The organism is Halobacillus sp. B23F22_1 (assembly GCF_043497005.1).
Classification (GTDB): Bacteria; Bacillota; Bacilli; order Bacillales; family Halobacillaceae; genus Halobacillus_A.
Window position 1 is genome coordinate 1,217,254 of record NZ_JBIEKE010000002.1, and the last position, 22,306, is coordinate 1,239,559.

The following is a 22,306-nucleotide window of genomic DNA, read 5'->3' on the forward strand; positions in this document are numbered from 1 at the left end:
TTCTATCGTTTAATAGGCGGAAGGGATCGTAACCCTAAGTCGCTTATTCATACCTTACCCTTCAGGTCAAAGCTTCAACCATCGTGATGTTTTAGTGTAAGGATTGATGTACTTATATTGTATGATAGTAAATCTAAAATGGAAAACAAATTGCTTCGAATCAGCAGATAACTAGAACCCAAGCCCTCTATGATTTATCTATAGGGATGGTTGATTTTTTATTCTAGCTTATTTTTTGAAATTTGTCACTACTTAGAGGGGGGTTTTTTAAATGAACTGGGACTTGCTTGAACCTATCCTGATCATTATTAGTATAGACATTATTCTTGGCGGAGATAACGCCGTAGTGATTGCGTTAGCCAGCCGAAATTTACCAGAGCATCAGCGAAACAAAGCGATTTTTATTGGGACAGGCCTGGCTGTAGCCTCTCGAGTAGTACTTACTACCGTCGCTTTGTATTTATTAGCCATTCCTTATTTACGTTTAATCGGAGGATTGCTTCTCATTTACATAGCGATCAAGCTTTTAATTAATGAAGAAGATAATACATCCATCAAAAGCAGCGATAGTTTACTATCAGCTATAAAAACCATCGTTTTTGCTGATATTGTTATGGGCTTTGACAATGTACTAGCAATTGCAGGCGCATCTCACGGAAACATTACGTTAGTTGTGATGGGCTTACTAATATCTGTGCCCATAATTATCTGGGGTAGTCGGATCATTTTAAAATTAATGGAAAAATTTCCGATACTTGTCTATATTGGTGCTGGTATATTAGCTTTTACAGCTGCCGAAATGATTCTCGAAGATCCTCATGTCGAGGAATGGATTTATGTCATAGCTCCAATCATGACCGTATTTCCATTTGTGGTTGTATTACTAACTATCATGACCGGTTATTTTTACAACAAGCAAGTGGCAGAAAAATAAAAAACTGTCTCGATTTTTTAATCGGGACAGTTTAGCATTTAGTTTACTAAGCGCTGAGCTTCCTTAAGTTGGAAGGTACGCACACTTCTCGGTAAGAAACGGCGGATTTCATCTTCGTTATATCCAACTTGCAGACGCTTGTCGTCAATAATAATTGGCCGGCGAAGCAAACCAGGGTTTTCTTGAATTAAGTCGAATAAATCCTGCATTGGAAGTTGATCGAAGTCAACTTTCAGTTTTTGAAAGACTTTAGAACGGGTAGAAATGATTTCTTCAGTACCATCTTCTGTCATTCTTAAAATCTCTTTAATCTCATCAATCGTCAAAGACTCTGAAAAGATATTTCTTTCAGTGTAAGGAATATCGTGCTCCTCAAGCCAGGCTTTCGCCTTACGACATGATGTACAACTTGGTGAGGTATAAAGTGTTACCATATAGAAACTTCACTCCTCGAATTTTATTTATAATTATTTTTTAAGCGGCTCTAATTTAAAATTAGTATAATCTAATCTTATAGTATAACTATAACATAGTTGTCAATTAAAATCTATATGTTGAAAGGTAAAAGGCTTACATTCACAGAATTTTAACGATTAGAACAGCATACACTGTAATGTACCACATCTGCGGTTATTTTAAACCACTTTTTTTATATCTTTGTGAAGTTTTTCATTTTCATCTACGCTGAGAAATTGAAAATCCCTGCCTAAAAAAGCAGGGATTTAAATTCTTATCAACTTCTCTTTAAATCTTTTAAAATATCATCAGTTTCCCGATTTTCATTTAGAGTTAATACTTCGTCAACCGGCTGGTATGATTTTCCGTAAAATTCACTATCTTTATACGTGTGAATCTCTTCATACATTCGTTTCATCTGTTCATAAATTTCTTCTTCAGAAGCATCGTCAGGAGACCAATACAGTATCTCCATCTGGTTTTCTTCGTTAGTAGCAAGTGATCGTCGAGTATAACCAATAGACTGAGCGTGTTTGAATCCTTCTCGCTGGTAAAAATGCAGTCTTTTTGCTGTGTCAGTTTCTTCATAGTCAACAGGTTCTACTTCTAAAATAATCGGTTTTCCTTTTGCTTTCATTTTCTCGATTAATTTATGACCAAGTCCTTGGCCTCTGGCGTTCGAAGATACATACACATAGTCAATAAAAAGAAAGGATTTAAATTCTGCATACATTAATACGTGATGCTCTCCTTCATCTTTATAGTACACATCACTTTTTTCTTTTAGCAGGGTTTCCATATGCTCTTGTGATTTCATTTCCTCTACTGGAAAATACTGTTTCAGTTTATTATACCAACTCATTGATCTACTCCCTTACCAATTGATAATTTCATTATAACTGATTATACATTCATTGTTAAATAACGATCGTCTCCTATTAGTGTGAACAAAAAAAGCAATGGATATCCATTGCTTCCAGTTTATAGAGAAACTCTAAATTCTCCCTTTTTCACCCGTCTAACAACAGGCTGAAGCACTTGATATTCAGTGCTTCTTTTAAATTTATGGAGTATAATCAACGTTTTCTGTGTAATTATTGGTTGCGTTCCAAAGTAAATATTCTTCTATTCCGTTATCTTGTAACGCACGGATCTGATCCTCTACTTCTGCTTTTCCATATTGGAAAGTAGAGCCAGAGTATAGCCATGGTGCTTCAAAGTCCTGCAGCCAAGGGCGTGACACTGGCGCATCTTCAAGTTCACCCAGAATTTGGTTTTCCACCTGTGCATATTCATCGATTATACGATATGGCTCAGTATCAGGCTTATCAATACCAAAGTACGGTCCCCAATGGCTCGGGTAAATCATTGAAGATATCACATCTACATTATCAGAGATTTGCGAAAAGTTCTGTCCAATACCTGGTGATTCTTCAATCGTTGCTGCGTACCCAAAAATATCGACAGACACATCAACATCATAATCACTTAAGTCTTTACGGGCGAATTCTACAAAATCAGTAACCGCACTCACTCGTTTTTTAATATTATTATCTTTTGACTCTGCATATTCTCCTTCACCGTAATCAAGTTCCTCATCCCGGTTCTCAAATCCTTCAGGGAAGCGAACATAGTCAAACTGGATTTCCTGAAAACCTATTTCAGCTGCCATTTTTGCAATTTCTAAATTGTATTCCCATACTTCTTGTTTAAAAGGGTTAACGAATGCTTCGTTACGGCTGTTCTTCCATACTTCCCCATTTTTTGTGAATGATAAATCCGGACGTTCTTCAGCCAATAAACTGTCTTTAAATACAACGACACGAGCTATTGGATAGATTCCTTTCTTTTCTAGCTCTTCAAGCATTTTTCTTGGATCGTCTATGTAAGGCTCTGCAATATCTGCATATGGTGAGTCTTCAGGTGGTTCAAATGATATGTTTCCGTGATCCTCTTTCACATCAATAACCATTGCATTCAGCTCCGTTGACTCAACAAGCTCCGTCAATTCTGCCATCTTAGCCCCTCCGGCTGAAGGTCCTGTGACGTATATCCCTCTTACCGCCTCCGGATATTCAAACTCAAGTCCTGCATTAAATACAAAACGTGCAATTCGATCAGGTACATCCAGACTCTGCAGGTAAATCTCTTTGCTCGTATGTTCCGTCACATCTTTTGCGGCCTTTGCTTCTGAGTTATGTACGAACAACGTCGCGGCCAGCGCAATAATGCCAGCATAGATGACCTTCTTCAGGTGTATATTCCCCATTTCTACCTTCTCCCACTTTTTTTATTTTCTACTACTTATTATATAGAGAGTTATTTGCCATGAATAGACCAGATGTGCATATTTTCGCTATTTTTTCCATAAAGTTACCATATACCTAGAAGTCTCATGACAAAATACCCAGTACCCATCAAAAAAAGGACCTTACCGAAGCAAGGTCCTTTTAATAAATCAAGTGACAGTACTATGCTCTTTCTGATAATATTCGAATTCTTTTGTTGTACAAAGCACCCAGTGGTCTGGACGCACCTCCCGAAACTCCGGTTCTTCGCTCGTATCGTGATCGTATGGATCGTACGTGAAACGCTCACGTGAACGTTCATACACAGGGTCCGGCAGTGGAATGGCGGAGAGGAGTGATTGTGTATATGGATGAATAGGGTTACGATAAAGCTCCTCCGCATCTGCGAGTTCTACTAGTCTGCCAAAGTACATGACACCAATTCTGTCACTGATGTATTTTACCATTGACAAATCGTGAGCAATGAACAGGTATGTTAACTCTTTTTCTTTTTGAAGCTGCTTTAAAAGGTTAACAACTTGAGCTTGAATAGAAACGTCTAGTGCTGAAATCGGCTCATCTGCGATAATAAACGAAGGATCCACAGCCAGTGCTCTCGCGATTCCAATACGCTGACGCTGTCCTCCGCTAAACTCATGGGGATAACGGTTGGCGTGCTCCTTGTTAAGTCCTACCGTTTCTAAAAGTTCTTCTACTTTAGCTTTCCTCACCTTTTCATTGCTTTCTAAGCCATGAATATCCATGCCTTCAGCAATAATATCAGCTACTTTCATACGAGGGTTTAAAGACGCATATGGATCCTGAAAGATCATTTGCATTTCTCTATTAAACTTCTTCAATTCAGTACGGCTTTTTTTCCCGTGAACGTCTTCCCCGTTAAAAAGAACTTCTCCATCAGTCGCATTGTACAAACGAATGATACTGCGGCCGGTGGTCGACTTACCGCAGCCAGACTCACCAACTAAGCCAAAGGTCTCTCCTTTGTAGATGTCAAAGCTGATGCCGTCTACAGCTTTGACTACACTGTGGCGTCCGGTTTTAAAATGCTGTTTTAGATTTTTGATTTCAAGTAATTTTTCTTTACTCATACACGATCACCTTTCCCACTGCCCGTAGAAGCCATAGCCGCCATTCGCTTTTTAATTGCCTCAGGCGGATCAATGTCAGGCGCGTGTTCATGAAGCAGCCAAGTCGCTGCATAGTGCGAATCAGACACCTTAAACAATGGAGGCTCCTGCTCTCGATCAATTTGCATAGCGAATTGATTACGCGGCGCAAATGCATCTCCTTTTGGCGGATTCAGCAAGTCAGGTGGTGACCCTGGAATAGCATAAAGTTCCGCATCTTCCGCATCCAGAGATGGCATAGACCCAAGCAATCCCCAAGTATAAGGGTGTTTTGGGTTATAGAAAATATCATCCACTGTACCAATTTCAACGATTCTGCCTGCATACATAACCGCAACACGATCCGCTACGTTAGCTACGACCCCAAGATCGTGCGTAATAAAGATAATACCAGCGTCTGTCTTTTTCTGAATATCTTTCATTAATTCCAGAATCTGTGCCTGAATGGTTACATCAAGAGCGGTCGTAGGCTCATCAGCAATAAGCAGCTTAGGATTACAGGCTAGCGCTATCGCTACAACCACACGTTGACGCATCCCGCCTGAGAATTGGTGAGGATATTGTTTCATACGGTTTTCGGCATCTGGAATCCCTACTAACTCAAGCAATTCCTTTACCCTGGCTTTTGCTTTTGATTTACTCATTTTCTGGTGTTTAATTAAACCTTCTGCGATTTGATTTCCCACTTTCATCGTCGGGTTAAGCGAAGTCATTGGGTCCTGAAAAATCATCGAAATGTCTTTCCCACGAATTTTCTGCATTTCTTTTTCGCTTAATTTTGCAAGGTCGCGTCCTCCAAAAAGGATTTCCCCTTCTTTAATACGGCCAGGCGGCATCGGAATTAATTTCATTAAAGCTTTCGTTGTTACAGATTTACCTGAACCTGATTCTCCTACTATAGCTAACGTTTCCCCTTTGTTTACACTGAAGTTCACCCCACGTACAGCCTGTACTTCGCCGCCATAGGTGTCAAAGGATACGTGCATGTTTTTTACGTCTAATAATTTTTCCATTTTGTACACCTACCTCCTATTCGCGCATCTTCGGATCTAGAGCATCTCGAAGACCATCAGCCAGCATGTTAAACGCAATCATAATAAGTGAAATGATTATAGCTGGGAATAATAAAATATGTGGATAGATTTGCAGTGACTGGAACCCATCTTCTACTAGTGTACCTAATGATGCTAATGGAGTAGGCAGTCCTAACCCAATAAAGCTTAAAAAGGCTTCAAAGAAAATTGCAGATGGGATCGTAAACATCGTATTAATAATAATTAATCCTAAAACGTTCGGGATCAAGTGCTTTCTTAATATGCGGCCGTCCTGAGCCCCTAATGTACGGGAGGCCAAAACAAATTCCTGATTTTTCAGTTTTAAGATTTGTCCCCTGACTATCCTGGCCATCGAGATCCAGCCTGTTATGGTCAAGGCGATCGTTATCGATAGAATCCCAGGATCGAGTATGAGAATCATGAGGATGACAATAACCAGGTTCGGTATCCCTACTAAAATCTCTATAAAACGCTGCATATAGTTATCAACCCGGCCGCCATAATAAGCTGAAATACCGCCGTATGCAACACCAATAATCATATCAATGGCAGCAGCCAGGAATGCAATGTACAACGAAATTCTTGTACCTTCCCAGGCCCTTGTCCATAAATCACGGCCGAGCCCGTCTGTCCCAAACCAGAAATTCTGGTCCATATCTTTTGCAGCATAGACATCATAAACAGCTTCCACTTCGGCAGGTTCACCATTTGTTCCGTCATTTAAAACGGTGGTTTGAATATGCTCTTCATCATTGTTAAAGCGCATTAGAGCATTCGTTTCGGCTTGTTCAAGGGAAGCGTTCGTCTGTACTGTACTTAATGTACCATCCATCCCCAGCCAGCCCAGACCTTCAACTTTAGGCGGCATTTTTGCTCTTGATAAGTCCTGTTCAAATTGATCATATTCGTTCATGTAAGGTCCTAAAGCTGCTAAAGCTATTAAGATGATTAATACAACTAACCCAGCCATTGCCCCTACATTCTTACGTAGACGGATAAATGAATCCTTCCAGAACGACAAACTCGGCCGGCTGATTTTTTCGCTATCATCATCTCTCGTATCAACTGGTACAAATAAATCCTTGTTAGGTTTATGATTTTCCATAATAGGTACTACTCTCCTTCTGCAAGTCGAATTCTCGGATCAATGACTCCATAAAGCAGGTCAATGATCAGAACGATGAGGATGAAAAAGATGGCGAAAAACAATGTGGTCCCCATAATGATTGGATAATCGTTGGTATTAATTGATTTAACAAATTGTTCACCAATTCCTGGAACAGCAAAAATGTTCTCAATAACAAGTGTACCTGTCATTAAACCAATAGCCAGTGGTCCTAATACCGTAATTAAAGGAATTAAAGCATTACGCACCCCATGCTTAAATACAACGCCAAATTTATTTACCCCTTTTGCACGAGCGGTTGTGATGTAGTCAGAGCCCATAACTTCAAGCATCTCTGTTCGCATAAAGCGGGCTGCTATTGCCAGCGGGAATATAGCTAATGCTATCGTAGGCAGAACTGTATGCTGCCATGTTCCCCATAGAGCCACCGGAAACCATCCTAGCTTTACGCCAACAAAATACTGAAGTATTCCTGCAAATACAAAGGATGGGATAGATTGACCAATAACCGCAGTAAAAGTAGAGCCGTAGTCCAGTACTCCATTATGGTAAATGGCTGAAACTAAGCCTAACAACATTCCTAATATAGTACCAATAATCATCGCTTGAAACCCTAATTGCAGTGATGGGCCGACCCGATCCAATATAATCGTCGTTACTTCACGATTATCAAATTGAAAGGAAATCCCCATATCACCTTGCAATAAATTGACCATGTAGTTGAAATATTGAACTGGAATGGGCTCGTCCAAACCATACTTAGCTAGAACAACCGCTTGTTGTTCTTCTGATAGTTTATCGGCAGAACTTAAAGGCGTTCCCGGTAAAAACTTCATTAAGAAAAACGTAAAGGTTGCGATTAAAAACATTGTAATAACCATGTACACTAAACGTTGCGTAATATAACGTCCCATGCCAACACCTCCTGTTAGATTAACCTTTGTCGAAACCCCTTGAAATTAACTGAAATTTGTTTATTATCCGACTATTTCCTTTACAGGGAAAAAGAGAGTATACGCCAACATATGGACATATACTCTCTCCCTTATAAGTTAGCCTATGTTTGGCTCGTTTTTATTCCTTACCGTCAATATAAGCGTACTTGTAAGTGAAGTCAGGACCTGCCTGATTAAACGTTACATCTTTAAGGTATGGCTGCCATAGATAAGCACGTGAACGTTGATAAAGTGGTGCTAGAACAGCATCTTCTTCAATAAGAAGTTTTTCAGCTTCTAGTAATGTGTCAAAACGTTCTACCGGCTCTTGAGCCAGTTCATTGTTAGCTTGTTCAATAAGTGAATCATACTCTTCACTAGAGTAGCCTGTCTTATTGTTTCCACCATCTGTTACCCATAGGTTTAAGAACGTGTTTGGATCAATATAGTCAGGACCCCATCCGGCGTTCTGAAGATCATAATCCATTTCAGTATCACGATCCAGACGCTCTTGGAAAGGCACAGCCTGGACATTAACTGTTAAACCTTCAAGGTTTTCAAGCTGGTCTTTAATGTAAGCATCCATGTTCTTAGATAATTCAGTATCTCCACCAAGGTATCCAATCTCAGCTTCTTCAATACCTAACTCTTCTTTTGCAGTGTTCCAGAGTTCTTGAGCTTCTTCCACATTTGTTTCAAAAAGGTCTCCGTTTAACTCGCGGAAATCTTCTTCTGTTTCAGGGTGGAAAACAAAGTTTTGCGGCATGTTACCAGCAGAAGCTAGAGAACCGTTGTTCAGTAATGTGTTAACTAGTGATTCACGGTCAATTACTCTCTGAATTGCTTTACGAGCATTTTCGTTAGAAAGGATTTCATTTTCCTGGTTCATCTTCAAGTAGAATAAAGTAGGCTCTTCCATTGTAAGGAAATCTTCAGCACTACGGTATTCATCTACAAATTCTGCATCAAGTGCTACTCGGTCAACTTCACCAGTCTGGTACAAGTTAACAGCAGAAGATGTTTCTTTAACTACATCAACGTTAATCTCTTCAAGCTTAACTTGATCAGCGTCCCAGTAGTCTTCATTTTTCTCAAGCTTCCAGCCGCTAGCGTCCCACTCTGTAATAACAAATGGTCCGTTTGCAAGTAAACTATCAGCCTCTAATGCATAATCCTCGCCCTGCTCTTCAACAAAGTCTTCATTTAAAGGTAAGAAAGTACCGAAAGTTGTTAAAGACTCAAAGTAAGGAGTCGGTTTTTCCAACGTTACTTCAAATGTATAATCATCTACAGCTTCAACACCTAATTCTTCTACAGGTGTATCTCCATCTGCGATTGCTTGGGCATTTTCAACTACTCCGCCCAGCATATATGGTCCATACTCAGATCCAGTGTCCGGATTGACAGCACGCTGCCAAGCATAAACGAAGTCATGTGCTGTTACAGGGTCACCATTTGTCCATGTAGCATCTTCGCGTAAATTAAAGGTCCAAGTAAGGCTGTCTTCACTTACTTCATGATCAATCGCAATACCTTCTTCCGTTTCACCATCTTCTCCTACACGATACAGCCCGTCCATAGTAGAACCTAACCATTGAAACGCAACAGTGTCAGTTGCCATGGAAGCGTCCATCGTTGGAATTTCGGAAGTGTCGTATAAGTTAAGTACTTGTTCACTATCGCCTTCCCCGCCTGATGATTCTTCTGTGTCTTCTCCATCGCTGCCGCCTTCTGCATCGGATTCATTGCCAGAATCGTCTTCTCCAGAACAAGCTGCGAGGAACATGCTAAGTGCTAATGCAAGCACCAGCAATAACCAATTTGCCTTTTTCATGTAGAAAATGACCTCCCCTAAAAAATAAAAATTTTGACGTGGCACGTTGTCCACATATCGAATTATACAAGTTTTCAAACAATTTTGCATTCCTTTTTTTCAAAATTTTTGCTGAAAGCCTTTTATTATTACGTTTAAATGACATAAAATAAGACTAATTACCTAGTTTATTTTACATTCTTTTCGGTTCTATTTTGATAACTATTCACATAGATGAATAAAAAAGTACCGTTATTTTGCAGTCTCCGCCAGATAGCGGCGAAATTTTCACATAGGTGAATATCCCATGCATTATTCAATTTATGAGGAATTTTCAGTTTTTTACTTATATTTAGACGTGTTTTAGAATGTTCATAAATGGTATACTATCTCTTAGTTTAAGATCGTGAAGGATGTGTGAGAAAGTGCTATTCGTACGGAATAAATGGGGATTCGTGGCGATTAACCTGCTGCTGATCAGCTTAATTTTCAGTTTGCTGGCTCCAGCTTATGATTTAGTGACCTTTATTGACTTGTTATTTTACTTATGTTTTTTTTACCTGTTCATCGGTCTGCTTCTATGGATCATTAAAGGCGGTTTTTTTGATGCGATTACGTACAGTTTTAGAAAAGTAACAAATCGAGTAGCTAAAAATAAAGATTACCTCGATGATTTCGAGGACAAACCACTCCCTTCCCAAATGTTTAAGAGGAAATTTGTGCATTTCTTTTTATTTCAAGGAGCTATTTTATTAATTGCTCTTCTGCTTCTATTGATTGTTTACTACAAGGGATAACTTCCACTTGCAAACCATCTTTGAATCATCTATAATTTGAGCAAGATTTTAATATAAACAGCTGCAACGAAAAAGAATGAGTAGCAGTACCAATCGCTTTTATAGAGAGTCTGTGTGTGGTGGAAACAGTCAAGCATGGTGCAGTGAAATGGGACTTTGGAGCAGCTCCGTGTCTTCGGCGTTAACGAATGTGAGCTGACTTTTTCAAAAGTAATTAGGGTGGTACCGCGAACCAATCGTCCCTTCCATAACGGAAGGAACGATTGGTTCTTTTTTTATAACTATTAGAGAGGTGATTGATGATGAAAACCATTTTTTCAGGTATTCAGCCAAGCGGCACGTTGACCCTTGGAAACTATTTAGGGGCTATGAAACATTTTGTTGACTTACAGGAGGAGTATAAATGTTACTTCTGTATTGTTGATGAGCATGCCATCACAGTGCCGCAAGACCGATTAAAGCTAAGAGAAAACATAAAGTCTCTTGCAGCTTTATACTTAGCTTCTGGGATCGATACAGAACGTTCTACTTTGTTCATTCAATCTGAGGTTCCCGCGCATACTCAGCTTGGATGGATGTTACAATGCGTCAGTTATATTGGAGAACTTGAACGGATGACCCAGTTTAAAGATAAATCAGCAGGGGGGAAAGAAGCTGTTTCTTCCGGCCTTCTTACGTATCCTCCTTTAATGGCTTCAGATATTTTACTTTACCAAACCGATATTGTACCGGTTGGTGATGATCAGAAGCAGCATTTAGAGTTAACGAGAAATTTAGCGCAGCGATTCAATAATAAGTACAATGATATCTTCACTGTTCCAGAAGTTAGAATCCCTAAAGAAGGTGCCCGTATTATGTCCCTTCAGGAGCCCACGAAGAAAATGAGCAAGTCAGATGCGAATCAGAAAGCATTTATCTCGATGCTGGATGACGAAAAACAAATTACGAAAAAGATAAAAAGTGCCGTCACAGATTCAGAAGGCATCGTGAAATATGATAAAGAGAACAAACCGGGTGTATCCAACCTGTTAACTATTGAATCCGTTTGCTCCGGAGAGACTATTGCAGATTTAGAACAAAAGTACGAAGGTAAAGGATATGGTGATTTTAAAGCTGGAGTGGCTGAGGCAGTTATTCAAGTGTTAAAGCCGATCCAGGAGCGTTATAATGAACTTATTCAATCTGAGGAATTAGATCAAATTTTAGATCAGGGGGCAGAAGAAGCTTCGTTCAAAGCCGATAAAATGCTGGCAAAAGCTAAAAAAGCGATGGGGCTTGGACGAGTGAAAAAGAAAAAATAACAAAAAGCCAGAACTGAGTTTGTCACTCAGTTCTGGCTTTTTAAATGCTTCGTACTTTTTTCGTTTTCAGACTGCCACATCGTTTCAAAGAAAGGCTGCCCTTTGATTAATTTTCCGCATAAATCCTCGTGCTGCTTGCTCCAGCCTTCCATTGTTCCATAGTACAGGCGCTGCCAGGCTGCTTCGGCTGTCAATTCCTTCATTAATTCGTATTGGGAAGGGTCCCATTCTGTTAACCAATAACCTACTTCTTCTGGATGATCTGTATGTCGCAGTTGATCAAGTGCCATCATTAATAATTGCTTTAATTGTCTTTCTCTTCGAGTTAATCCTGCCATTTTTTCTGGAGATAATGATAAGATATGGTATTCTTTAGGTGTAGGATTATCTAATTCATAGATGGATGGGCGTTTTCCCTCCACCATGTCAAAAACGAGCCGCTCCTGGCGAGGAATCAGTCTGCTCTTTTTAACAGGAAGTGAATAACCTAAGGTATCAAATACCAATACACTTCTTCCGTCTGTTACTACAGCTGCATAGTCGATTGTTTTGCGTTCTTGATTTTTTTTCATGTAGGTACGTTTGTGAATGTCATCCAGCATAGACTTTGGTAATTCCTGTAAGTCATTCTCGATAAATTCAAATAAATCTTCATCAATAAGTAATAAAGGAATTTGATCAACTAGTTCAATTCCATCTTCTTTGCGCCACTCATGAAAGTGACATACGTTATAACCATTCTCTTCTCCTTCAAACCAATTCACCCATAGATCATGCATATATAACATAGCGCAACCTCTCTTTCATACCGTGAACTCTTTAGGTTACATTATGACCAATGTTGGTTTTTTTATTCTTAACATCCATCATTTAGTAAATTAATCTCTCATAAATAATAAAGCCAGCAAGCTAAAGGCTAGTCCAACTGGAAATAAGTAACACTCTGGTCGTGATTGTATGAGCAGCAAAAACTCGATCCACGTTAAACCTGCGGGGACAAGGTTCAAGTATGTAATGGTAACCGTGCCCCCTGCTACTGAAAAGCCAAATCCTACGAGCAGAAGCAGCCATTGCCACATCGCTTGTCCCCCTCCTCTTTGTTTATTTTATGTGGGATTGTAAAAAGCATGTCTACCATTATCCGACTTGTTCCTACATATTCCTCTTTACTTACAGAGTAAATACAGGTAAATTTAGAAGGGGAGCTTTTTTTTGGAAAGGAATGATGTTATGTCAGAGCAACGCTCCTTGCGTACCCGTCGTAAACGGAAACGTAAAAAAAGATTTTTTATTGCTATTATTTTTCTTATGTTTATAACTGCCATAAGCTATACAGGCTATGAATATATGATGGGGAAACAAGAATCTCAAGGAAGAGTTTCCGGCGATGACGGAAACGATATTAAACTAGATGATATCTCAAGTAAATATAAAGATGAATTTAAAGGTGTAGATAATAATGACGGGAAAACGAACGTCTTATTACTGGGTGTTGACCAGCGAAGTGACGAAACACCAAGATCAGATACAATAATGATTGCCCAATATGATGAGAATGGTGAAAAAGCTAAAGTAGCTTCCCTGATGCGTGATTTATATGTAAATATTCCCGGACATGGGTATAACAAAATTAATGCAGCCTTTGCTATTGGCGGACCTGAACTGATGCGCCAAACCATTAAAGAAAATTTCGAGATAGATGTTGAATACTATTCGATCATTGACTTTGATGGTTTTACTCATATTGTTGATACACTTGCTCCTAATGGGGTTGAAGTAGATGTAGAGAAAAACATGCAATATAAAGCATCTGATACGAATATCGACTTAAAACAAGGTACCCAGGAGTTAAATGGTGAAGAACTGCTTGGATATGCACGGTACCGCAGTGATTCTAAGGGTGATTTTGCCCGTGTAGAGCGGCAGCAAGAAGTCATTAAACTCTTAAAAGATGAAGCAGTCTCGCTCAACGGAGTAATGAAAGCTCCTCGGATGATCGGAACTCTCCAGCCTTATATTGATACAAATGTTGGGAGTGGAAAGATTTTAGACCTGGGTAAAGACTTGCTGTTCAATCCTGTAAATGATATTGAGACTTTTAGTTTACCGACAGAAGACAATGTCAGGAATGAGCGGCTGGACTACCCGGTAGGACTTGTTCTCGCTCACGATGAAGAAAAAAGCGCTCAAGATATACAAGAATTTTTTGAGGAATAGGTAAAATGAAAGCACTCGACTCTTAAAGGTCGAGTGCTTTTTTATTTAATCTATGTATATAAGTGAGGAGCGGACGATGCTCAGACTTCCAAACTCAAAACATAAAAAAACTTGTAGAAAACATGGAGGTTTTCTACAAGCTCGTATGGGAGACCGCTTTTACAGTCAATTACCCATTAAATTTCTGAAAGATAAGAGTAACATTATGACCACCAAAGCCTAATGAGTTGCTCATTACTGTATGAATCTCTTGTTTTCTCGCTTCGTTTGGTACATAGTCCAGATCACATTCAGGGTCTGGTGTTTCGTAATTAATCGTTGGCGGCAGGAGACTTTCATTAATAGCTTTTAAGGATATGATAGCTTCTACTGCACCTGCTGCACCGAGTAAGTGACCCGTCATTGATTTCGTTGAAGAGATTGGTAACTTAGCCGCATAGTCTTTAAAGACATTTTTAGCAGCTGTGGTTTCAAACTTATCATTTAGATCCGTAGATGTTCCGTGTGCATTTAAATAATCAATCGAATCAGCTGTAATTCCGGCATCATCTAAAGCATGATTCATAGCGCGTGTTGCTCCATCTCCTTCAGGGGCTGGAGAAGTGATATGATACGCGTCTCCGGTTGAACCGTAACCTGTAATTTCACCATAAATCTTAGCACCGCGTTTTTGTGCTGATTCCAGAGACTCAATGATAAGAATTCCTGCCCCTTCTCCCATAACAAAACCGTCTCGGTTTTTATCAAAAGGCCGGCTCGCCGTATTGGGATCTTCATTTAAAGAAAGAGCTCGAGCTGAAGCAAATCCTGCAAATGACATTTTATTCATAGGTGCTTCTGTTCCACCCGTAATCATAGCATCAGCATCTCCACGCTGGATTACTTTAAAAGCGTCTCCGATCGAATTTGCTCCTGAGGCACATGCTGTAACCGAGCAAGAGTTGATTCCTTTAGCACCTAATGCAATAGAAACCTGCCCTGCTGCCATATCAGGAATCATCATTGGAATGAAGAATGGGCTGACACGGCGATATCCTTTTTTCTGAAAGGTTTCAAATTGAGATTCGTACGTGTTCATACCGCCGATTCCTGAACCAATCCAAACCCCCGTACGATCGGCATTACTTTCATTAATCTCAAGACCAGCATCTTCTACTGCCATATGAGAGGCCACCATAGCATACTGCACGAAAGGATCCATGCGGCGTACTTCTTTTCGGTCAATATAGGTGGAAGGGTCAAAATCTTTTAATTCCGCTGCTACTTTGACAGGATAATCATCTTTGTTAACTTTTGTAATTTCGCCTACTCCTGATTTCCCTGCTTTTATGCTGTTCCACATTTCTTCTACTGAATTACCGACAGGAGTAACAGCTCCCACCCCGGTAATTACGACACGTCGTTTTTCCATTACACTATTCCTCCTTGATTACTTACCCCATCTGAGTGCAACGGCTCCCCATGTGAGGCCGCCACCGAATCCGACGAGTACTACAAGATCATTATCTTTGATTTTACCCGCTTTCACATCTTCTGACAAAGCAAGCGGGATGGAAGCTGAAGATGTGTTCCCGTACTTATTCACTTTCACTGACATTTTTTCTACTGGTATACCTAATCGCTCTCTCGCCGCTTCCATAATACGAATGTTCGCCTGGTGAGGTACGAGGTAATCAACGTCTTCTTCTTTAAGGCCGATTTTCTTCACAACATTTACTGAGGATTCAGGCATTTGACGGACGGCAAACTTGAATACTTCACGGCCGTTCATGTGAAGAAAATCTTCTTGGTATAAATGAGGGCCGCCGCTTCCGTCTGCACCTAGTTCAAATGATAGGATACCTTTATCATCGCCCACAGGACCAATTACAGCGGCTCCTGCTGCATCCCCGAACAAGACACATGTGTTGCGGTCTTCCCAGTTAGTAATTTTAGAGAGCTTTTCAACTCCTACCACAAGCACATTTTCATAAGCACCTGTATCAATGTACTGCTTTGCGGTAATCACACCGTACATAAATCCTGCACAAGCGGCACTAATATCCATCGCTGCTACTTTTCTTGCTCCTAATTTATGCTGAAGCATCGTTGCTACAGAGGGAAACGGATTGTCAGGTGTAACCGTCGCAACAAGAATTAAATCGATCTGGTCTGCTGTCATATTCGCATCGTCAAGAGCGTTTTGAGCTGCACGAAACGCCATATCAGATGTATCCATATCATCTTCAGCAATACGCCTTTCTTCTATCCCGGTCCTTGAACGAATCCATTCATCACTTGTATCTACAATCTTTTCCATATCTTTGTTGGTCAATACTTTTTCAGGAGCGTAATGGCCTACTCCAATGAATCCAGCGTTCATATATTCATCCCCTTAAAGGTAATTTTTATCCCGCATGAACGAGCAGGTTTATCCCCTCATTATCATAGAGGAACCTGACTTCATTGTAAATTACCCTTCTTATTTATACTAATTATTATGACTTGGTACTAATTTTAATGTATATCATTCCTTTAATCAAGCCTTTAAACAAATAGAAAAACACGGGAAAGTTCCCCGTGTTAACGTGTGTATGGAAATTGTCCATTTTCAATATATTGATCCACGGCTTCTTCAATCTGAAGTTGAACTTTCTCAGGTACAGCAGGACTAAATGACCCGATTTCTATAGCTCCCTCCTTAAAACCAAACGTAATAGGCTCGTTTGGAAGTCCATTCTCCAGGTAGCGATCCATTGCCATAACGTAGACGCGGTCAACTCGCTGCACAGTGCTTGTAAGGACCGTGTTTTCTGCTATTCCTGATTGATCTTGTACGTATCCTATGGCGTAAAGTTCATCCTCCTGGGCTTTTTCTATGATGGGAATATTGAATCCATCACCAGCGGGGTAAAAAACGTCTGCCCCGTCCTTTTGCATTTTTTCGTACAGAAACTCCGCTGTCTCTTCATTTTCCCAATCATACGTATACTTTATATCGATTTCTGCCTGCGGGTTATAATAAGTGGCTCCCGCATAGAAACCTTCCACTTCAGGCTGCCATTCAAAGGCAGCGATTAAACCGATTCTATTGGACTCTGTCATTTCGCCGGCAACCATTCCAGCAAAGAATCCCATTGCATCTGCACTAAAGTTTAAGCTTGTCACATTCTCTGCTGTAAATGCTCCATTAAAATAAATAAATTGAACATCTCCATAATCTTCATGAAGTTGTTTAAAATGAGATCCATACATTTGGCTGTGCCCGAAAATGATGTTGACGCCTTGATCAACCAATTCGTCCACAGCTTCTATCGTATCTTGATAAGATTGAACGCCTTCTTTAAAATATACATCCATACCAAAGCTGTCTTTAATTGATTGAAGTCCCAGGTAACCCTGCTGCCCCCATGCTTCATCGTGAATGGTCGTCTCTAATAAAAGACCAACTCTATCCTCATGCCCAAAGGCTGGCGGCCGTTGGCAGCCGGTTGTGAAAAGTAATAATAAAACCATTAATCCATAGATTCTCACATACGTACACCCCTATAAAGTTATTCCCTTTCTCTATTATAGGGCTGTATCATATAATGTAAATAAATGCTTACTGATTTAGATGACGGACGTTCCAAATTCTTTCTAACACTTCTTGAGGCTGAGTCTCTCGTTCGGTAAGAGAAAACTTCTTCTCTTTTAACGACGAGACCTCTCCTTTTTCAACGTGATCGATTACAATTTCAAAGAAATCGCCTGCGTATAAAGCTCCTTTCTCAAGGATCCATAGTTTTAAATCATCAATCGTTTCTATTTCTTTATCTTTCATATCCATCCATTCCCCGAACAATGGAGGCAGTTCCATCGTAACCTCCTCAAGAGATTTATACTTAATCGCAAGTGATTCATTTAAAATAGAAATATGCGGTTCATCATTCGTATAATGACTATGGTTATCCCGTTCTACGATTGTATTAAAATGCTGAAAATTACTATTTCGAGCTACATACATATACAACTGTTCTTTCATTGCATCATCAATTTCATCTACACCGATGACTTCGTGGCCACTATGGAGCAGCTGCCTTGCGCAATGGTAGCCCATCCAGTGAAAACAGTTAAATAATACAACAACCAAACAGACGCCCCCTTTCTATTTGCTTCTATATATTATTCGCCGCTTTCATAATTCATGCTAGCAAAGCGATTCCATATTTATTTTTTATAATGCTTCTGGTAGAATGAACAAAGAATGTGTAAACGAGGTGAGTAGTTATGCGTATGATGTGGACCGTATTATGGGCCTTCCTATTAAGTTTTATGATGGCATACGTTGTCAGCAACATGGCTGGATCGGAATTTGCATTTTCCCAGGTCATTATTATGACAATTATATTCAGCATTGCCGCAATTGTACTTGGTGAAGGAGTTATTAAGGAAGAAGAAGCTTAGTCTCCTTAGAAAAACGCTGCTACCTTTAGCAGCGTTTTTTCTTGATTATATGGATTTTTTAACATAATAATAAGCACGTGTAATGAAAAATAGAGTTACGTCGTACATATAATGGAAAGTAAATTCGAATAAATGTATTTCGTGAGTTTATACAAGGGGGACAAGTTTGGATGGAACAAATTTGGTTGATTATAAAGTATTTATTTCTAGGACTATTTCAAGGTTTCACGGAACCTATTCCAATTTCTTCTAGTGGTCACTTAGTTATCGTTCAAGAGTTAATGGCCTTACGAATGGATGGTTATGCTTTTGAAGTGCTCGTTAACTTTGGCTCATTAATAGCCGTTATCATTATTTATCGGGAAGATATCCTTCGTTTAATCCGTAATGGCATAGGTTTTCTACTAACAAAGGACGAGCGTCAGAAAGATGACTTTAACTTCATTATTTACTTACTTATCGGTACTGTACCAGCAGGAGTAATCGGTATATTACTAAGTGACGCATTTGATAATTTAAAAGGAACACAAACCGTGGGTGTTACTTTAATTATTACAGGGATTGCTCTGTGGACGATTCGAAACATAAGAGGTCTTAAAAATGATGGCATGCTTACGTGGAAAGACGCATTAATTGTCGGCCTTTCCCAGGCTGTTGCTCTCATTCCAGGTATCAGCCGGTCGGGGGCCACTATCGTCGCTGCTATGCTGCTAGGGATGAAGCAGCAAACGGCCCTTAGGTTCTCCTTTCTTTTATTTATACCTGTCAGTTTAGGAACAATGCTGCTGTCGATCGATGATTTACTAGCCGCTGATTTTGCAGTAATGTGGCCGAGTTATCTCATTGCTTTTCTTGCCTCCATTGTAGCCTCTTACGTATCACTAAAATGGTTTATGAACATTATGGCTCAAGGGAACTTGAAATATTTCGCCATTTATTGCTTTGTCGTCGGTGGACTTGTCTGGTTCTTCTTATAAAGATTACGCCTGCTTTCTTACAAGCAGATAAGAACATTCCACTTAAAAATAAGCTTTTACTAATAAAAAAGAAAAAAGCTTGCGGGCAACTCTCTGGTTTTCCGCAAGCTTTTTTCTTTTCTTTAAGAGTTGAGGTACCTTTGAAATTCTCAATTTTCTAGATGGAGGGAGTGTTTTAACAGGCAGCCCCATATTAATCGCAGTTACTAAAAGCGATAGTTTTTATTCAGTTTTGTCTCGTGCTCTTTTTTCTGCTTCTTTTCTCAACACTCTAGTGGAGTAACCATGATATACAGTGTTCTTCCCAGCTTTCTCGACAGCCTGAGGTTGGCTCATCCTCCGCTTACAGGCGGAATAAAGGCGATCGTATCGTTTTCTTTAATTGTTTCCTCGGCCGGAGCAAACTCCTCATTTATAGCAGCCATAGATTCATGCACCTTACTAAGGCTATACTCTTTCTCTATATATTCCTTCAACTGCTTCACACTTTGACCTGCAGCATCGATTTCAATAAATTCTGTTCCCATTTTTTCCTGCAGGCCGGCAAAGAATAATATTTTATTCAAGACAAGTCCTCCTTTTCCGGTTTTCCTGAAGCATAAGCTTTTATTTCTTTCTGATCACCAATCCACTCTTCTCCATCTTCCCAATGTTCTTTTTTCCAAATCGGGACTATTTCTTTAATTCGCTCAATGGCATACCGACTTGCTTCATAAGAGTCCGCCCGATGAGGCGTCGATACAGCAATGACTACAGCAATGTCCTCAATATCAAGCCTGCCGACTCTGTGAACTATGGCTGTTTTTGTATTTGGCCATCTGGCTGAAATCTCATCGCCGATTTCAGCTAATTTTGCTTCGGCCATCGACTGATAGGCTTGATATTCTAAGAAAAGAGTCCTCTTCCCTTCAGTGATTTCACGAACAGTTCCTATAAAAGTATTGATAGCTCCAGCCTCAGGACGAGACACAAGTCCGACGGTTTTCTCAATTGAGATGGGGTCTTCCGTTATAAAAAAGAAATGGCTCATCTCCACTCCTCCCTTTTTATATAGTTATAAATCTCTTTTATCGAAACATGCCAATGATCTATGTGATAAACAGGAATATCGAGGTTTACTGCGAGCTCTCTATCCCATGTAAAGACTAACTGAACATTAGAAAGTTCCAGCAGCTTCAGGTCATTTTTATTTTTTAGAATTACAGCTTTTGGATAGTCTTCATGCTTAAACCCTTCTACTAAAATCAGATGGGGTTGTAATACAGCATACCAGTTTATGAGCTGTGAGAGTGAAAGTTCACCGTTCATAAGCAGTTGAGTTTCTTCCGCTCCAGTAACACTCGTCATAAAAGCCCCGGCTCTATGTAGTTTGACACTATCTGTTGTTGCTTTCGGCAGCGAAAGCGGCGAAGAATCTCCATGATGCTTAAGGCAAGCGACAAAATCACCTGACGTGGAGGCATAGTTCACCATCTCTGTCATCCAGGTTGTTTTTCCGCTATTTTTATATCCTACTATTTGAAAGACAACGGGTCCCACGTACGATCACTTCCCTTCTCCGCCTAAACAAAAACCCCTTCCACAAGGGGAAAGGGAATGTTTGATCAATCTGGAATGCCTAGCGCAATTTTTGCGTAACGACTCATACGATCCTTGGTCCATGGCGGATTCCACACAATGTTCACTTCAACTTCGTTAACCTCAGGAAGATCAGCAAGACAACGTTTAACGTCTTGTTCGATATGCCCAGCTAAAGGACAGCCCATGGCTGTTAATGTCATTGTCACTGTAGTATTGCCATTTTCATCCATGTCAGCCCCGTATACGAGACCTAAGTTGACGATATCAATACCAAGTTCAGGGTCAATTACATTTTCAAGGGCGCCCATAACATTTTCTTCAAGTGCTGCATCCATAATAGTACCCCCTTCTCATTAGTTCATGTTCTATTATAAACAAAAATCTTCATAGATTAAACCACTAACCTTTATAGTACGATTTCTAACCAGTTCACCATTTCTAAGATACCGAAGCGGCTTACTTTATGATCTACCCCGACATCTCGTAAAAACCGTATATTTTCTGGGTTTTTATAGTCCTCTACGATTTCATTATAGAAATCATACGCGTGTTCAAAAGGCACCACTGGATCAGCATCACCGTGCCAGAAAAATAACGGACGTGCGTTTAATTTGTGTGTATTAGCTGATAAGTCAATACTTTGCAGCGAGCTGTAAAGGTCATTTAATTCCATTTCATTAATCGGAAGCTGTATGCCGGTCTGCTCAACGTCTTTGATTAATTTTTTAGCAAAGTCAACAGGCTTAGGTGAGCCCATCATCACTGCTGCTGCTTGAATCCATGGATACATCGTTAAGGCAGCGCTTGTCGTAACTCCTCCCATTGAGGTTCCTCCGACGCCAAATCGCCGATTTAATATAAGATCACGTTGATCCATTTCATGTTTAATGTCTTGTAAATCCTTTAAATTTTGATAAACAATGTCCCAAAATTTAAAGCTTAATTCTTCTTTGGATAAATCATCGGTTCGATCGCCATGATACATACTATCAGGCAAAACAACACGGAAACCTTTTTGCGCAAGTAAATAGGCTTGGGGTAAATTATGCTCCTTAGCTGAAGTAAAGCCGTGATAGTATGTAAAAACAGGCAGCGGCTGCTCATATTTTTCTGTGTCTACAATAATTAGGGAGGGTATATTCTTTATTGTTTCCCGATAAATACCAATCATGAATTCCTATTCCTTTCTTCCAATCTTTACATGAACATCATCGAAATTTACATGTTCTTTTGTATAATTAATATCGTAACAC

At 39.8% G+C, this 22,306-nt stretch carries 25 protein-coding genes and 1 other annotated feature; of the genes, 6 read left to right on the plus strand and 19 right to left on the minus strand.

The window, feature by feature from the left end:
• Positions 1-271: 271 nt before the first annotated feature.
• Positions 272-934, plus strand: coding sequence for a TerC family protein (locus ACGTNH_RS14000; protein ID WP_394587497.1), 663 nt, complete (start codon positions 272-274; stop codon positions 932-934).
• A 38-nt stretch (positions 935-972) separates the two neighbouring features.
• Here ACGTNH_RS14000 and spxA read toward each other — a convergent pair whose 3' ends face one another.
• The 8 genes from spxA to ACGTNH_RS14040 form a co-directional block, all read right to left on the minus strand.
• Positions 973-1,368, minus strand: a complete 396-nt coding sequence (spxA, locus tag ACGTNH_RS14005; protein WP_188376582.1) for a transcriptional regulator SpxA — start codon at positions 1,366-1,368, stop codon at positions 973-975.
• Positions 1,369-1,667: 299 nt separating this feature from the next.
• A complete protein-coding gene (locus ACGTNH_RS14010) occupies positions 1,668-2,252 on the minus strand; it encodes a GNAT family N-acetyltransferase (RefSeq protein ID WP_394587498.1) in 585 nt (194 codons plus the stop codon).
• A 201-nt stretch (positions 2,253-2,453) separates the two neighbouring features.
• Complete coding sequence (locus ACGTNH_RS14015; protein WP_394587499.1) at positions 2,454-3,659, minus strand: putative glycoside hydrolase; 1,206 nt, start codon at positions 3,657-3,659, stop codon at positions 2,454-2,456.
• Positions 3,660-3,848: 189 nt separating this feature from the next.
• Positions 3,849-4,787 (minus strand): ABC transporter ATP-binding protein, encoded by a 939-nt coding sequence (oppF, locus tag ACGTNH_RS14020; protein ID WP_394587500.1) that lies wholly within the window; start codon positions 4,785-4,787, stop codon positions 3,849-3,851.
• Complete coding sequence (locus ACGTNH_RS14025) at positions 4,784-5,839, minus strand: ABC transporter ATP-binding protein (RefSeq protein WP_394587501.1); 1,056 nt, start codon at positions 5,837-5,839, stop codon at positions 4,784-4,786. Before ACGTNH_RS14025 ends, oppF begins: the two co-directional genes overlap by 4 nt.
• A 16-nt stretch (positions 5,840-5,855) precedes the next feature.
• Positions 5,856-6,986 (minus strand): oligopeptide ABC transporter permease, encoded by a 1,131-nt coding sequence (gene opp3C, locus ACGTNH_RS14030; RefSeq protein ID WP_394587502.1) that lies wholly within the window; start codon positions 6,984-6,986, stop codon positions 5,856-5,858.
• An 8-nt stretch (positions 6,987-6,994) separates the two neighbouring features.
• Positions 6,995-7,921: an oligopeptide ABC transporter permease gene (gene opp3b / locus ACGTNH_RS14035; protein WP_394587504.1), complete on the minus strand. Its 927-nt coding sequence runs from the start codon at positions 7,919-7,921 to the stop codon at positions 6,995-6,997.
• Positions 7,922-8,081: 160 nt separating this feature from the next.
• Positions 8,082-9,776: a peptide ABC transporter substrate-binding protein gene (locus ACGTNH_RS14040; protein ID WP_394587505.1), complete on the minus strand. Its 1,695-nt coding sequence runs from the start codon at positions 9,774-9,776 to the stop codon at positions 8,082-8,084.
• Positions 9,777-10,180: 404 nt separating this feature from the next.
• On the opposite strand from ACGTNH_RS14040, the gene ACGTNH_RS14045 reads away from it, so the two are divergent.
• Both ACGTNH_RS14045 and trpS read left to right on the plus strand, forming a co-directional pair.
• Complete coding sequence (locus ACGTNH_RS14045) at positions 10,181-10,552, plus strand: DUF3899 domain-containing protein (RefSeq protein WP_394587506.1); 372 nt, start codon at positions 10,181-10,183, stop codon at positions 10,550-10,552.
• A 57-nt stretch (positions 10,553-10,609) separates the two neighbouring features.
• Positions 10,610-10,799, plus strand: a binding site (T-box leader).
• A gap of 55 nt (positions 10,800-10,854) precedes the next feature.
• Positions 10,855-11,853: a tryptophan--tRNA ligase gene (trpS, locus tag ACGTNH_RS14050; RefSeq protein WP_394587710.1), complete on the plus strand. Its 999-nt coding sequence runs from the start codon at positions 10,855-10,857 to the stop codon at positions 11,851-11,853.
• A 26-nt stretch (positions 11,854-11,879) separates the two neighbouring features.
• Here the strand turns inward: trpS and ACGTNH_RS14055 are convergent, their stop codons facing one another.
• Together ACGTNH_RS14055 and ACGTNH_RS14060 are read right to left on the minus strand one after the other, a co-directional pair.
• Positions 11,880-12,641, minus strand: a complete 762-nt coding sequence (locus ACGTNH_RS14055; protein ID WP_394587507.1) for a YjbA family protein — start codon at positions 12,639-12,641, stop codon at positions 11,880-11,882.
• Between the two features lie 90 nt (positions 12,642-12,731).
• Positions 12,732-12,932, minus strand: coding sequence for a YuzI family membrane protein (locus tag ACGTNH_RS14060; RefSeq protein ID WP_394587508.1), 201 nt, complete (start codon positions 12,930-12,932; stop codon positions 12,732-12,734).
• 151 nt (positions 12,933-13,083) lie between these two features.
• On the opposite strand from ACGTNH_RS14060, the gene ACGTNH_RS14065 reads away from it, so the two are divergent.
• Positions 13,084-14,070, plus strand: a complete 987-nt coding sequence (locus ACGTNH_RS14065; RefSeq protein WP_394587509.1) for an LCP family protein — start codon at positions 13,084-13,086, stop codon at positions 14,068-14,070.
• 169 nt (positions 14,071-14,239) lie between these two features.
• On the opposite strand, the gene fabF is transcribed toward ACGTNH_RS14065, so the two are convergent.
• The 4 genes from fabF to ACGTNH_RS14085 all read right to left on the minus strand — a co-directional run bounded on the left by fabF (position 14,240) and on the right by ACGTNH_RS14085 (position 18,181).
• Positions 14,240-15,481, minus strand: coding sequence for a beta-ketoacyl-ACP synthase II (gene fabF / locus ACGTNH_RS14070; protein ID WP_394587510.1), 1,242 nt, complete (start codon positions 15,479-15,481; stop codon positions 14,240-14,242).
• An 18-nt stretch (positions 15,482-15,499) separates the two neighbouring features.
• On the minus strand, positions 15,500-16,432 hold the full coding sequence (locus tag ACGTNH_RS14075) for a beta-ketoacyl-ACP synthase III (RefSeq protein WP_394587511.1): 933 nt from the start codon (positions 16,430-16,432) through the stop codon (positions 15,500-15,502).
• Between the two features lie 200 nt (positions 16,433-16,632).
• A complete protein-coding gene (locus tag ACGTNH_RS14080) occupies positions 16,633-17,583 on the minus strand; it encodes a BMP family ABC transporter substrate-binding protein (protein WP_394587512.1) in 951 nt (316 codons plus the stop codon).
• Between the two features lie 70 nt (positions 17,584-17,653).
• A complete protein-coding gene (locus ACGTNH_RS14085) occupies positions 17,654-18,181 on the minus strand; it encodes a hypothetical protein (RefSeq protein WP_394587513.1) in 528 nt (175 codons plus the stop codon).
• A gap of 137 nt (positions 18,182-18,318) precedes the next feature.
• Here ACGTNH_RS14085 and ACGTNH_RS14090 point away from each other — a divergent pair, with 137 nt between their 5' ends.
• Both ACGTNH_RS14090 and ACGTNH_RS14095 read left to right on the plus strand, forming a co-directional pair.
• Entirely contained in the window at positions 18,319-18,495 is a 177-nt protein-coding gene (locus ACGTNH_RS14090) for a YjzD family protein (protein WP_188376597.1), read from the plus strand.
• Between the two features lie 170 nt (positions 18,496-18,665).
• Complete coding sequence (locus ACGTNH_RS14095) at positions 18,666-19,472, plus strand: undecaprenyl-diphosphate phosphatase (protein WP_394587514.1); 807 nt, start codon at positions 18,666-18,668, stop codon at positions 19,470-19,472.
• Positions 19,473-19,804: 332 nt separating this feature from the next.
• Here ACGTNH_RS14095 and moaD read toward each other — a convergent pair whose 3' ends face one another.
• The 5 genes from moaD to ACGTNH_RS14120 form a co-directional block, all read right to left on the minus strand.
• Complete coding sequence (gene moaD, locus ACGTNH_RS14100) at positions 19,805-20,038, minus strand: molybdopterin converting factor subunit 1 (protein WP_394587515.1); 234 nt, start codon at positions 20,036-20,038, stop codon at positions 19,805-19,807.
• Positions 20,035-20,502 (minus strand): molybdenum cofactor biosynthesis protein MoaE, encoded by a 468-nt coding sequence (locus tag ACGTNH_RS14105; RefSeq protein WP_394587516.1) that lies wholly within the window; start codon positions 20,500-20,502, stop codon positions 20,035-20,037. Before ACGTNH_RS14105 ends, moaD begins: the two co-directional genes overlap by 4 nt.
• Positions 20,499-21,011 carry a molybdopterin-guanine dinucleotide biosynthesis protein B gene (mobB, locus tag ACGTNH_RS14110; protein ID WP_394587517.1) on the minus strand — a complete coding sequence of 171 codons (513 nt, stop codon included), beginning with the start codon at positions 21,009-21,011 and terminating at the stop codon, positions 20,499-20,501. The genes ACGTNH_RS14105 and mobB overlap by 4 nt, the downstream gene beginning before the upstream one ends.
• Positions 21,012-21,076: 65 nt before the next feature.
• The gene (locus ACGTNH_RS14115; RefSeq protein ID WP_188376602.1) at positions 21,077-21,388 is read right to left on the minus strand and encodes a metal-sulfur cluster assembly factor; all 312 of its coding nucleotides are present in this window, start codon (positions 21,386-21,388) and stop codon (positions 21,077-21,079) included.
• A gap of 71 nt (positions 21,389-21,459) precedes the next feature.
• Complete coding sequence (locus ACGTNH_RS14120; RefSeq protein WP_394587518.1) at positions 21,460-22,224, minus strand: alpha/beta fold hydrolase; 765 nt, start codon at positions 22,222-22,224, stop codon at positions 21,460-21,462.
• Positions 22,225-22,306: the final 82 nt, after the last annotated feature.

What these genes read in the sequence shown, in the direction of transcription:
- ACGTNH_RS14000 (WP_394587497.1), top strand. Translation starts at nt 272, where the DNA reads ATGAACTGGGACTTGCTTGAACCTATCCTGATCATTATTAGTATAGAC.
- spxA (WP_188376582.1), bottom strand. Translation starts at nt 1,368, where the DNA reads ATGGTAACACTTTATACCTCACCAAGTTGTACATCATGTCGTAAGGCG.
- ACGTNH_RS14010 (WP_394587498.1), bottom strand. Translation starts at nt 2,252, where the DNA reads ATGAGTTGGTATAATAAACTGAAACAGTATTTTCCAGTAGAGGAAATG.
- ACGTNH_RS14015 (WP_394587499.1), bottom strand. Translation starts at nt 3,659, where the DNA reads ATGGGGAATATACACCTGAAGAAGGTCATCTATGCTGGCATTATTGCG.
- oppF (WP_394587500.1), bottom strand. Translation starts at nt 4,787, where the DNA reads ATGAGTAAAGAAAAATTACTTGAAATCAAAAATCTAAAACAGCATTTT.
- ACGTNH_RS14025 (WP_394587501.1), bottom strand. Translation starts at nt 5,839, where the DNA reads ATGGAAAAATTATTAGACGTAAAAAACATGCACGTATCCTTTGACACC.
- opp3C (WP_394587502.1), bottom strand. Translation starts at nt 6,986, where the DNA reads ATGGAAAATCATAAACCTAACAAGGATTTATTTGTACCAGTTGATACG.
- opp3b (WP_394587504.1), bottom strand. Translation starts at nt 7,921, where the DNA reads ATGGGACGTTATATTACGCAACGTTTAGTGTACATGGTTATTACAATG.
- ACGTNH_RS14040 (WP_394587505.1), bottom strand. Translation starts at nt 9,776, where the DNA reads ATGAAAAAGGCAAATTGGTTATTGCTGGTGCTTGCATTAGCACTTAGC.
- trpS (WP_394587710.1), top strand. Translation starts at nt 10,855, where the DNA reads ATGAAAACCATTTTTTCAGGTATTCAGCCAAGCGGCACGTTGACCCTT.
- ACGTNH_RS14055 (WP_394587507.1), bottom strand. Translation starts at nt 12,641, where the DNA reads ATGTTATATATGCATGATCTATGGGTGAATTGGTTTGAAGGAGAAGAG.
- ACGTNH_RS14060 (WP_394587508.1), bottom strand. Translation starts at nt 12,932, where the DNA reads ATGTGGCAATGGCTGCTTCTGCTCGTAGGATTTGGCTTTTCAGTAGCA.
- ACGTNH_RS14065 (WP_394587509.1), top strand. Translation starts at nt 13,084, where the DNA reads ATGTCAGAGCAACGCTCCTTGCGTACCCGTCGTAAACGGAAACGTAAA.
- fabF (WP_394587510.1), bottom strand. Translation starts at nt 15,481, where the DNA reads ATGGAAAAACGACGTGTCGTAATTACCGGGGTGGGAGCTGTTACTCCT.
- ACGTNH_RS14075 (WP_394587511.1), bottom strand. Translation starts at nt 16,432, where the DNA reads ATGAACGCTGGATTCATTGGAGTAGGCCATTACGCTCCTGAAAAAGTA.
- ACGTNH_RS14090 (WP_188376597.1), top strand. Translation starts at nt 18,319, where the DNA reads ATGCGTATGATGTGGACCGTATTATGGGCCTTCCTATTAAGTTTTATG.
- ACGTNH_RS14095 (WP_394587514.1), top strand. Translation starts at nt 18,666, where the DNA reads ATGGAACAAATTTGGTTGATTATAAAGTATTTATTTCTAGGACTATTT.
- ACGTNH_RS14105 (WP_394587516.1), bottom strand. Translation starts at nt 20,502, where the DNA reads ATGAGCCATTTCTTTTTTATAACGGAAGACCCCATCTCAATTGAGAAA.
- ACGTNH_RS14115 (WP_188376602.1), bottom strand. Translation starts at nt 21,388, where the DNA reads ATGGATGCAGCACTTGAAGAAAATGTTATGGGCGCCCTTGAAAATGTA.
- ACGTNH_RS14120 (WP_394587518.1), bottom strand. Translation starts at nt 22,224, where the DNA reads ATGATTGGTATTTATCGGGAAACAATAAAGAATATACCCTCCCTAATT.